The organism is Chelatococcus reniformis, from assembly GCF_014640075.1.
Taxonomy (GTDB): domain Bacteria; phylum Pseudomonadota; class Alphaproteobacteria; order Rhizobiales; family Beijerinckiaceae; genus Camelimonas; species Camelimonas reniformis.
Genome location: NZ_BMGG01000020.1, coordinates 1 through 11542 on the forward strand (window position 1 = coordinate 1; position 11542 = coordinate 11542).

Consider the following 11542-nt stretch of genomic DNA (forward strand, 5'->3'; position numbering starts at 1 on the left):
TGACAGCTCAGCGCTTCGGCCTCTTGCACTCGCCATCGACGAAGGCTCAGATCACGAAAGGACTCTCGCTTCCGCTGGATGAAAAACGGGGGTCACGTCAGCCCTTGCTGCCTATGGCAGCTTGGCTGAAAGGTAAATCGTGACTCCACGCCTCGGTGCATCCGACGCGCCGCTGACCACCGCGAAGCAATGCGGGAACGGCTGGTACGGATTGTGCGCAGCTCTTGCGCTTCGCATTCCGTTTGCGCTCGAATGCTGCTAGCCAGTCGGACTCGCTCGTCGACCCCAGGAGGAAATGGCTCCATAGGACAAAGGGGTCCCGAAATGCGGCTCATGGACAGCGGCCTATCCTGTCCCGCTAGCGCACAAAGGGCCCGCAGCCCGACGCGGCAGAACCTTCGGCCGTTGTGATGCTCTGTGATACGCTCCCACAGCGGGCGAACGGGTGCGGTCGCCGGCTGTGGCTGATCGCGAAGGGCACCCTCGGGCGGCGCTCAATCGGCGTTGGCAGAATGCTGGCTTGCTCGCGGCTATCGGTCGATCCAGCGGATCGACGCCTTGCGCACCCAATCGCAGGTGCGGGCCGCGCCCGGGTCAAGCTTTAGCGTAGTTGAACGCTAGTGTCCTGAACCGGAAGTTTGTTGTGTTTTGTCGGGTACGGTATGCAGGCAAAATCATTCGATGGATGAGAGGATATCATGCGCCGACTTTGTCCATCGGAAAGGCTTTGGATCGGCGTTATGCGCGTCGACGAAAGAGCTGATCGCCGCCGTGAGGGGCAGCGACGCTTCTGTGGACGCCCCTCTTGATCTGGCGCTCGCTGAGCAGCGCGAAGAAGCGCTCGACCTGGTTGATCCAGGAGGCTCCTGTCGGGGTGTGATGAACATGCCAGCGCGGGCGCTTGGCGCGCCAGCCGCGGATGAGCGGCGTCTTGTGAGTGGCGTAGTTGTCCATCACCACGTGAACGTCGAGGTCGCCGGGGACGGCCTTCTCGATCTCGTCCAAGAAGCGACGGAACTCGATTGCGCGATGCCGCGGATAGCACTTCCCGACGATCCGGCCCGTCGCTACGTCGAGCGCGGCAAACAGCGAGGTCGTGCCGTGGCGGGTATAGTCGTGCATGCGCCGCTCGATCTGGCCGGGCCGCATCGGCAGCAGCGGCTGGCTGCGGTCGAGAGCCTGGATCTGGCTCTTCTCGTCGATACACAGCACGAGAGCATTGGCCGGCGGCGCCATGTACAGCCCGACAATGTCACGCACCTTGCCCACGAAGTCAGGGTCAGTAGACAGCTTGAAGGTTCCGGCGCGATGAGGCTGCAGGCCGAAGGCGCGCCGGATGCGTTGGACGCTCGAGGTCGAGATCCCGCTCGCCTTGGCCATACCGCGCGAGCTCCAATGAGTGGCATCGGCCGGAGCGCTTTCCAGCGTTCGCACGATCACAGCCTCGATCTGGGCGTCGTCCACCGTGCGCGGCGCCCCGCAGCGCGGCTCGTCACGCAATCCGTTCAGGCCGGATGCCAGAAAGCGCTTGCGCCATTTGCCCGCCCTCGCCGGGTCAATGCCGAGACGAGCCGCAACATCCTTGTTGTGCGGACCTTCGCTCGCCAGCAGCACCACCTTGGCCCGCAGCGCCAAAGCCTGTGCCGTCTTGCGCCGTGCCGCCAAGCCCGTCAGTTCGGCTCTGTGCTCTTCGCTCAGAACTAACAGCTCAAGCGAACGACCCATCTCAACCTCCGGTGCTCAAACCACCAGAATTATGAATCGAACCTCTGATTCGGAACTGGCACGTTTTGAGTGGGCGATCCACCTTATGCGGCATGTCATCCCTCGTCATATCAACCATCAGCGTCCGGACCCTATGGCTCTTCCTTTCAGATCAGCGTTCGTGTCGCGGCACGAGGATTGACAATGCAGCCGCTCGAGTAAATACATCGGAATGTCCGCGCCGTGCGTCGAAGAAGCGCGGCGAGTCGGGCGCAGATGTCTCTCTTCCAGCAGGCATCCGAGCAGAGGTCGCCGTTCGTGGGTCCGAACTCAGCTGGTGCCCGAATTCAAAGATCAAGACAAATTCGAAGCCTTCTCTCGCGATCGAGGGAGAGATCTGGGGCCTCAGCCGCGTCAACCTGCGGCTCGAGGCTGACCGGAGAGTTGACCATGAAGCGGGCAGAGCGCCTGCTCATAGCGTTCCAGCTTCAGCGTGACAATACACTACGCTGCCGGCGCGCGATCACGTGACGAGGCGCGCGATCGCGTGACGAAAGGACAAATTATGTTTTGGATCCGACTAACAAAGGTTGATGGCACACTCATTCACGTAAACATGTCGACAATCATGCATTTCAGCAAGATCGGGGAGGGGCGAACGAGACTTTCGAGTATCGCCTCTAAGGGTGAGATTGTGAGGACTATCGATGTAAGGGAGCCTCCTGAGAAGATTGGAAATCTGCTGCTGCATATTGGAGCATCTGTCTACACGGATTTATGATACAAATTAAACCTCATGCGTTCGTGCTTATGTTTTGCAAAAATGAATATCGAAAGCTTGAGTAGATCAAATGCAATCGCGGCGGCGCCAATTTGGCACCGCCGCGACGCACATGAGGCCATCGGGCCCCTGGGCATTGAACTTCACCACCCAGTCGCGGACGATCTGGATGGTGACGCCTCCGATCCGGGCAGCCTCGCCGCGCGAGGATCCTTCGTAGATGGCGGCGAGCGCCAAAAGCCGCCGCGCCTGCGGGCCATCCTTCGACCGCCTTGCCGCGGCCCGGCAGCTGTCGGCGTCGAAATCTGTTCTCAGCGCGATCGGCATGGCGAATCACTCCGTTCGCCACCCATGATCACATGTTTGCCGCCGCGGGAATCCCCGCCGAGTCACGCCTCACGGGATTTGGTATAAGCTAAACTTGGGAGTGGCAGCAGCTTCTGGCGGAGATTGCGATGAAGGAGATGAATGTTGTGCACCTCTTTTGCCGAGACCGTGAAGCTGCAGAGGAGCCCTTCGTGAACCACGCGGGAAGGCGCGGAGCGCGAGCTGTTAAGGCTCTTGCGAGGTCAGGAGTTTGGCGAATTCACGCTTTCGGTCGCTTGTCGCAGTGGCCGCTGGCGCGTAGAGCTCAGCAGCCAGCGCCCGCTCGAGGCACCTCCCAGCTCTCTAGCCATAGTTGGAAAGGGGCCGATTTTTCGGATGCATGGAGATGGTGTCCCCAAGCGTGGTGTAGCTGAATGAGGCTACGGCGCCGTCCGGCTTAGCCAGGTATCAGGCTGCCGTGAGGGGCAAGTTGACGATGGGATCATCGCTCAAGGCGGTGATGGTTTCCAGGGTCATGTAGCGGTCCCGCTGGACGGCCCATTCATTACTCTTGCTCGAGCAGGATGGCGCCGACGAGGCGCATGACGGCAGCCTCGTTGGGGAATATGCCGACCACCTCGGTGCGTCGCTTGATCTCGCCATTGAGGCGTTCGAGCGGATTGGTGGAGTGCAGCTTGGCGCGGTGCGGCTGGGGAAAGGTCATGTAGGCCAGCACGTCGGTCTCGCGCTCGTCCATGAGGGTGGCGAGTTTGGGGACCTTGGGACGTTGCTGGTCGCGACCCGACGCCATTGCTGACGCGTTCTGGGCGAAGGCCGTGGCGATGAAAGCCGAGACGACGCGGCGGCCGGAACGGCTGGCATGAGCCAGAGCATTCCTCATGAAGTGCACGCGGCAGCGTTGCCAGGTGGTATTGAGCACCTTGGCGACGGCGGCCTTGAGGCCTTCGTGGGCATCGGAGATGACCAGCTTGACGCTGCGCAGGCCGCGGCGCACCAGCTTGCGCAGGAAGGCCGTCAAGAAGGTCTCCGCCTCGGACGGGCCGATGTCCATGCCGAGCACCTCGCGCCGGCCATCGCTGTTCACCCCCACCGCGACGATCACCGCCATGGAGACGATCCGGCCGGCGGAGCGCGCCTTCACGTAGGTCACGTCGATCCACAGATAGGGCCAATCGCCTTCGATCGGCCGCTCCAGAAACGCCGTCACCCGCTCGTCGATCTCCTCGCACAGCCTCGAGACCTGGCTCTTGGAAACGCCGGAGCCGCCCATGGCCTTCACCAGATCGTCCACCGCGCGGGTCGAGACGCCCTGGATGTCGGCCTCCTGGATCACCGCCGTGAGCGCCTTCTCGGCCAGCCGGCGCGGCTCCAGGAAGCCGGGAAAGTAAGAGCCCTTGCGCAGCTTTGGAATCCGCAACTCGACCGTGCCGGCCCGGGTCTTCCAATCCCGCACGCGGTAGCCATCGCGCTGTGCCAGCCGCTCCACGCTCCTCTCGCCATCTCCCGCACCAGTCAGGCCGCCGACCTCCAGTTCCATCAGCCGGTGCGCGGCAAAGCCGATCATCTCCCGCAGCAGACCCGCATCAGGGGTCTTCTCCAGCAGCTCTTTCAGGCTCATCATCTCGTCGGTCATCGGTGGTCCTTGGTCCAGGTTGGCTGTTGCAACCCCACGGCCACGGTTGCCGACGGGTCGTGGCTCTCACGCTCACTGAGCCGCCCGGCGAGACGACCCAGACAGGGCGCCTCATGGCCAGGGCCGCCGGCATCAGCCTGACCTCGGTGCAGCGGATCTGGCGGGCTCACGGCCTGGCGCCGCACCGCATCCTGACCTTCAAGCTGTCCAACGATCCCAAGTTCGCCGCCAAGGTGCGCGACATCGTCGGCCCGTATGTCGATCCGCCCGCTCACGCCGTCGTCCTCAGCCTCGACGAGAAGTCCCAAATCCAGGCCTTGTGTCGCACGCAACCCGGCCTGCCGATGAAGAAGGGCCGCGCCGGCACCATGACCCATGACTACAAACGCAATGGCACAACGACGCTGTTCGCAGCCCTCGACGTGTTGGACGGCAAGGTCATCGGCCGCTGCATGCAACGCCACCGCCATCAGGAATTCATCCGCTTCCTCAACGCCGTGGAGCGGCAAGTTCCGGCCGATAAGACCATCCACGGGATCGTCGACAATTACGCCACGCACAAACATCCCAAGGTCATCGCCTGGCTGGGACGAAACCCAAGATGGATTTTCCATTTCACGCCCACCTCCGCCAGTTGGCTCAACGCCGTCGAAGGCTTCTTTGCCATCCTCACAAAGCGTCGCCTCAAGCGCGGCGTCTTCAAAGGCGTCGTCGATCTGCAGGCAGCTATCAACCGCTTTCTGCTCGATCACAATCAAAGCCCAACCCTTTCGTCTGGACCGCAGACCCCGACAAAATCATCGCTGCCGCCGCAAGGGGGCACCAAACGTTAGATTCAATCCACTAGAGGCTGTTATATTAGGGATTAGGTACCCATAATTTCCGAGGTTTGCGAGATGGCTAAGTCTCGCGAACCTTATCCGTCCGACGTTTCGGACGATGAATGGGCGCTGGTTGCGGCGTATCTCACCTTGCTGCCGGAGAAGAGCGGTCAGCGCTGCCATTCGCTGCGCGAGGTGTTCAACGGCCTGCGCTACATCGTGAAGACCGGGGCGCCGTGGCGTTGGATGCCCAACGATCTGCGCCTTGGGAGATTGTCTATCAACAAGCCCAGCTCTGGCTTCGGGCCGGATGCTTCGAGGCGCTAGCCGAGGATCTGCGCACCGTGCTGCGCCTGGCGGCTGGGCGGCCGGCCAGCCGAGCGCCGCCATCATCGACAGCCGCACACTGCGCTCCACGCCAGAGAGCGGCGCGCGGGCCGGATACGACGGCGCCAAGCGCAAGAAGGGCTCTAAGCTCCACATGGCCGTGGACCCCCTCGGCCACATGCTGGCGCTCCACGTCACGCCGGCCAGCGACGACGAGAGCGTGGACGTCGCCTTCGTCGATCAGGGCTATACGGGAGAGCGGGCTGCCAAGGCCGCGGCCGCGCACGGGATCGAACTGGAAGTCGTGAAACTGCCCGAGGCCAAGCGCGGCTTCGTTCTTCTGCCCCGATGGGTGGTCGAGCGATCGTTCGCATGGGCCACGCGCTTCCGACGCCTCGTCAAGGACTACGAGCGATGTGCCGAAACTCTCAGAGACCTGCATCTGATCGCATTCATTTGCATCATGCTCAAAACGCCGCTCACCTGATAGCCAGTTCATAACAGCCTCTAGGCGCAATCATTCGATCCCGGAATGGCCTTGTCGGTCGCCGGCTAGTCTTCAGCGACCCAGTTCACATAGGAGGGGATCGGGAGCCACGCCACGATGGCGCCAGCGTCGACTTCGTTGCCGAAGACGGTGTCTTCCCAGACGTCGTTGCTGAACACGGCGACGATCGGGGCGGGCGTCTCGCCCACTGTAATCGCGAGGAGGAGAACCTCTCGTCCATCTCGCTGCTCGGCCGGCATCGCGCTATAGCCGAGCCACTCACCTGCCGTTGTCGGGCAGGCCTCCTGCGCTTCCATCGCGTTGTTCATTGTCGTTGTCCAAAGCCCTTAAGGCATAGGGACTACTTCGCCGACTTGGTCGGTGTCCAGACAACTTTTAGCGAAGGTGACTTGCTCGCGTGCTTCACCCGCCGCAGGGGCATTCGCGATCTTTTCATCTCGCGGCAAGCCTGATCAATCGTCGTCCTTGTGCCGCGCTGCCGACGAGTAGAATTTAACAAACGAAAAAATAAGAACAAATATAAGTAGTATGAATACCGGGATCACGAAAGAGTTTCCGGACATCTCGACCTCTCAAAAGATATGTCACGCCCGCAATAGGCAGCTGGTTCCACCGTCGCCCACGCCCTTGCCCCCCTCGATGGCATCGGCTTGGAGATCTAAGCGGATGGCAACTCCCAGCAGCCGCAGCCCTGCTCGAGTCTATCGTGCCGCGGCGAGGCACGTCGATCTGACCAACGTCTGGTTCAACCCCAGCGGCAGTTCTTCCGGCTAAAGCCAAGCTGCTTGTTGATGCGCCTCAGCATGGTCCCGTTCGGCCTCTCGCCCATGTCGGCGAGGAACTGCTCAAATGATGCCCACCGCGGATCGCAGGGAATCGGTCGGCCACGAAGCTTCGACCACGAGATGTATGTTGAGGAACGAGAGCCGCGCTCGTGCTTGGCCGATCGATGCCCGTGTCGAACCGGGCCGCGTGGTCCACAGCCGCAACTCGTCGACCGGCCGGACCGGAGATTGCCGGTGCAGATCGCGCGCTCGGCTCCGCACTCACAGCGGCATTGCCACATCGCGTTGGTACCCTGCGTGGGCAGCCTGTGAATCACGGTCCAGCGACCGAAGCGCTGGCTGGTCAAGTTCATCGCGTGTGGCATCCGCCGACCCGATACGCCGAGCCCGCCTCAACCGCAACTCCGCCGGCGCACCTAGCCCAGTAGCCTCCACCAAATTGCCACATAGAGCCCTGCGACAGCGGCGCTCGACGCCACCACGATCGTTGTCCGCCTGACCGAGCTGCTCATTCCGGTGCCCCCCTCTTTGACCAGGCGCCATGCAGCGGCCCGTCCCCCTTCGCCACCAGACCACCGTCCTTCGTCAGCGGCAACTCGCCAATTCGGCGGGGGCCCGCGCATGGAGAATCCAATGAACGTGCAGGATATCCAGCGCGCTCTGGTGGCGCGCGGCTTCGACCTGGGCAAAGGCGGCCGGGCCAAGGACGGCGTCGACGGCGATTTCGGCGACCTGACCTTCGACGCCCTCAAAGCCTTTCAGGCGCGGGCGCGGGCTGACGGATGGCATCTGGCCGGGCGAGGCTGCGATGCGAGCGCTGGCCGAGCCGGCGCCGCAGCCGTCTCCGAGCGCGCAGGTGGTGCTTGCATCGTGGATGCCGACGGCAAAAATGCTGCGCATCATCCTCCACTGGAGCGCCGGCACCAACAAGGCGAGCGGCCTCGACAAGAGCCATGATCACATCCTGATCGAGAGCGACGGCAACCTGGTCCGCGGCGTGCCGTCGATCGACAAGAACGACCCGTCGGGCACGAAGAGCGGCTATGCCGCGCACACTCTGAACTGCAACACCGGCTCGATCGGCGCGTCGCTTTGCGGCATGAGCGGCGCCGTCGAGAGCCCGTTCTCGCGAGATCTCCGAGATCCGACGTGGCGCGAGGAAGCCCGGGAAGTAGGAGCCCTTGCGCAGCCTGGGGACGCGCCACTCGACCGAGCCGACGCGGGTGTGCCAGTCTCGCTCGCGATAGCCGTCGCGCTGCGCAAGGCGCTCCGGGCTCTTCTCGCCGAAGCCGGCCCCGGTCAGGCCGCCGACCTCCAGCTCCATCAGCCGCTGGGCGGCAAAGCCGATCATCTCGCGCAGAGATCGGCATCGGGGCTCTTCTCCGGCAGTCCGCGCAGGTTCATCATCTCGTCGGTCATTGGGCGTCTCTCGGGGCAGGAGTGGATCTCGCAACCCAATCCTACCGGCGACCGCCGATAACCACCCGCCAGCTACACCATTATTAGGGACACGACCACGGCAACGCGCTGCTGGGCACGAGATTTGCAGGGGGGCCATGGCTAGAGCATGGCACGGGGCGCTAAGAGTCCCGCGACTGAGGCGCGCGCCACGGGCCAAATCGGCGAGAGGGTCGAGCCGGTCGGACCGACCGAGAATATGTTGGAGCTGACCGCAGTTGCCGCGAAGAACGTGATACGGCAGTTTTTCGCCAACTGCCACAAGGCACGGAAGCCAGGGCTCTCCTAAACCGACGTCCGCACCCACGGGGCGCAGCACCGCTGAATCACAAATGCGGAAAGTCGACACGCCACAAGCGTTGGCCTCCGCTCCCTTCGCCCGCGGGAGCGCGGTCAAGCGACGCCTGCAAGGCAGGCACCCCAATTGCTGCCACAGCCATTGTCGGTACCAGTGGGCCTCCAACTCGGCGTTAGCTATGTGCTTAACTTGCTAGGTGACGAGAGGCGGACTAAAGGTCAGAGACGCGATGTACCTCGCTGGGCAATCTCACTCTGTGACTCGCGCGAGGATAGGTTAGCGCACTGTGACTGCCATGAGCCCCGACGCATCCCCCCGACAGCGGCTTCTTGAATGGGGGCGAACTCTCCCCTCCATATGGCGCGCCGTCGATAGTGAACGCGCACAAGCCGATCTGCGTGGCTGGCATCCAAGCGTGTTTCTTCCTATCAAGCTCGTCGCGCGCGCGACCACTCATGCGATTCTCCGATCTGGAGACCCACTTCCGCCTCGATCAGGCGAACTCGCGCCGGCAGCGGTCACTACACAGTGTTTAGCTGCGTGGCGCATGACGCAGGGGATCTATCGCTTCGATCCAACTTTGTACGACGCCCTGGTCGATACGCCTCTCTCTGGTGGCATCCCTGCGGCTCTCCTAACGCGCTTGCCGGAGTGGTGTGTATATATTGAAACCCCGAGCATTTTACTAACGGGACGCGATGGCGTCACTTTCCAAGTGTTAGGGCTCTGGTATTGGCTTGATGTTACATCGAAGGGCGAGCTGCTCCTGTGCATCGGCGTTGATACTGGACGCCGCCCACCATTCAACGTGCAGCATGTGCCCCTTGCCGGGACTATAGATTCCGCAATACATAGAACTCTGGAGGAATGGAACAAGGCCGTAGCAGTCGGAAAGACCCGAATCACGCCACCGGCAGCATATCGGGACGCGGCTCGCGCTTGGCTGCCATCGGCAATATCCCTCGTACTATACCTCTGCAGCGAAGCGGCGGATATCGATGGGTTACAAGGCCGGCCCGGCAATCCCACCATTCGTCAGACGCGGAGATATGGTTCGCGGATTCATCCAGCAGACGGTCCAAGGAAGTGGGAGGTTGGCGTAAGGTTGGGGAACGCTCTAAGAAGAGCTATGCAAGTGGAAAGGGAAAAACACTTGAGGGGAGACTCACAAAACATGCGCCCCCACATACGTCGTGCCCATTGGCATACCTATTTGCTGGGATCGCGCGAACCCGCAAACAGCCGGCGGGAGCTCCGCTGGCTTCCACCGATACCGGTCGCTCTGGATAGCTACGATGACCTCCCGGCAACAGTATGGCGCATACAGGGCAGAGATTGACCAGCATTATCACGGCCCTGCGCCGGAACAACTACCAGACGGCCGCCCTAGGAGGCTCGGAATGATCCTTAAAATATCGAGCGAAACAATTGATCTCTTGCAGAGGCGCAGACTTTACCTAAACCCAAATTCGGAAGCCCGGCCTCGGCTCAGCCCGGGGGATAGAATTAGGATAAGCAAGGAATTTGTTGCAGAAGAATATTCTCATTTATTTCTAGGAAATGTTTTTCCACGGGCAATCGGAGCCTTTAGTTACACGCACTCTCCTCTCAGTGAATTGACTAAAATTGGCAGATACTGCTCCATTGCAAGTGGCGTGAAGCTTATGGGCGATAGCCATCCCACGAAGTGGGTTAGCACCTCACCATTCTCCTATGGCGATAAAAATCTCCCAGGTCTATCAGCTTCGTTGCGCGATCTTGGTCTATCATCGGTGGAGCTTCTACAATTCGACAAGGGGACGCCAGAAATCTTCATAGGACATGACGTCTGGGTTGGTGAAGGTGCGATGCTCAAACGGGGCATCACGATCGGGCACGGGGCGGTAGTGGCGGCACGTTCTTTAGTCACAGTTGACGTGCCCCCATACGCCGTCGTCGCCGGCGTACCAGCGCGAATCGTCAAGTACCGTTTTGAAGATGATATCATGATACGATTACTTGATGTTGCTTGGTGGCGATTCCATTTTCACGCACTTCAACCACTTGATCCGTCAGACGTTCCGTCATTTTTAGACCGAATTGAAGAAAGAATCTCGTCCGGAGCACTTGATGAATTTCAACCGTGGTCGCTGTCATACGCTGAGATCGAGACGACTTGCATCTGAGCGTCCGCTGCTGAGGGAGTCCATAGCGCAGCTATGCACAGCCTCTGTTTCGTCAAATCGTCGCGACGGTTTGGAGCGCTGAGGAAGCCTACCCTTTGCTGGCGAACTTCGGCTCGAACAAAAATCGGCGGCAGCCTAGTCATCTTCGAACGGATCCTCTGTCGCCTTTCCTGCAACATATACAACTATCAGATATAACATCCCGGCAATAGCTATGCCGCTACCGATAAGAATGAATTTGAACATGGAAATCCCCAACGGACGCCTGAAGCGGCGTGAAGATTATGCCCATCAAGCCGGCTGGGCAAGCCTCCAACCCGGTCGCTCATCAGCCGCCCTGCCGCGAGCGCTTTCAGCGGAATCTGGGGGCTCGTCCACTGCACCGTTAATACCAAATCCCGTGATGCGTGACTCGGCGGGGATTCCCCCATCGGCGAACATGTGAATCATGGGTGGCGAACGGAGTGATTCGCCATGCCGATCGCGCTGAGAACAGATTTCGACGCTGACAGCTGCCGGGCCGCGGCAAGGCGGTCGAAGGGTGGCCCGCAGGCGCGACGGCTTTTGGCGCTCGCCGCCATCTACGAAGGATCCTCGCGCGGCGAGGCTGCCCGGATCGGAGGCGTCACCGTCCAGATCGTCCGCGACTGGGTGGTGAAGTTCAATGCCCAGGGGCCCGATGGCCTCATCGATCGCAAGGCTCCCGGCCCGTCGGCGCGCCTGACGCCCGAGCAC

The 11542-nt window shown here is 61.4% G+C and carries 5 protein-coding genes and 6 pseudogenes; 6 read left to right on the forward strand and 5 right to left on the reverse strand.

The window, feature by feature from the left end; genetic code table 11:
* Positions 1-674 precede the first annotated feature (674 nt).
* From IEW34_RS29965 to IEW34_RS29975, 3 pseudogenes are all read right to left on the reverse strand, one after another.
* Positions 675-1725, reverse strand: a pseudogene (locus IEW34_RS29965) (IS630 family transposase).
* Between the two features lie 874 nt (positions 1726-2599).
* Positions 2600-2812: pseudogene (locus IEW34_RS29970) on the reverse strand (helix-turn-helix domain-containing protein); the annotation flags it as partial.
* Between the two features lie 447 nt (positions 2813-3259).
* Positions 3260-4445 (reverse strand): annotated as a pseudogene (locus IEW34_RS29975) (IS256 family transposase).
* 50 nt (positions 4446-4495) lie between these two features.
* On the opposite strand from IEW34_RS29975, the pseudogene IEW34_RS29980 reads away from it, so the two are divergent.
* Together IEW34_RS29980 and IEW34_RS29985 are read left to right on the forward strand one after the other, a co-directional pair.
* Positions 4496-5292, forward strand: a pseudogene (locus tag IEW34_RS29980) (IS630 family transposase); the annotation flags it as partial.
* 49 nt (positions 5293-5341) lie between these two features.
* A pseudogene (locus IEW34_RS29985) lies at positions 5342-6080 on the forward strand (IS5 family transposase).
* Between the two features lie 65 nt (positions 6081-6145).
* Here IEW34_RS29985 and IEW34_RS29990 read toward each other — a convergent pair.
* The gene (locus tag IEW34_RS29990; protein ID WP_188612929.1) at positions 6146-6409 is read right to left on the reverse strand and encodes a hypothetical protein; all 264 of its coding nucleotides are present in this window, start codon (positions 6407-6409) and stop codon (positions 6146-6148) included.
* Between the two features lie 1110 nt (positions 6410-7519).
* Between IEW34_RS29990 and IEW34_RS30860 the strand changes: the two genes are divergently transcribed.
* The gene (locus IEW34_RS30860; RefSeq protein ID WP_244642317.1) at positions 7520-7843 is read left to right on the forward strand and encodes a peptidoglycan-binding domain-containing protein; all 324 of its coding nucleotides are present in this window, start codon (positions 7520-7522) and stop codon (positions 7841-7843) included.
* A 178-nt stretch (positions 7844-8021) separates the two neighbouring features.
* Here the strand turns inward: IEW34_RS30860 and IEW34_RS30000 are convergent.
* A pseudogene (locus IEW34_RS30000) lies at positions 8022-8305 on the reverse strand (transposase); the annotation flags it as partial.
* 884 nt (positions 8306-9189) lie between these two features.
* Here IEW34_RS30000 and IEW34_RS31220 point away from each other — a divergent pair.
* The 3 genes from IEW34_RS31220 to IEW34_RS30010 all read left to right on the forward strand — a co-directional run.
* On the forward strand, positions 9190-9981 hold the full coding sequence (locus IEW34_RS31220) for an AcrVA2 family anti-CRISPR protein (RefSeq protein ID WP_505626568.1): 792 nt from the start codon (positions 9190-9192) through the stop codon (positions 9979-9981).
* Positions 9938-10807, forward strand: a complete 870-nt coding sequence (locus tag IEW34_RS30005) for a CatB-related O-acetyltransferase (RefSeq protein WP_188612930.1) — start codon at positions 9938-9940, stop codon at positions 10805-10807. The genes IEW34_RS31220 and IEW34_RS30005 overlap by 44 nt, the downstream gene beginning before the upstream one ends.
* Positions 10808-11281: 474 nt before the next feature.
* The coding region (locus IEW34_RS30010) for a helix-turn-helix domain-containing protein (protein ID WP_188612931.1) at positions 11282-11542 on the forward strand (261 nt) is incomplete at its 3' end.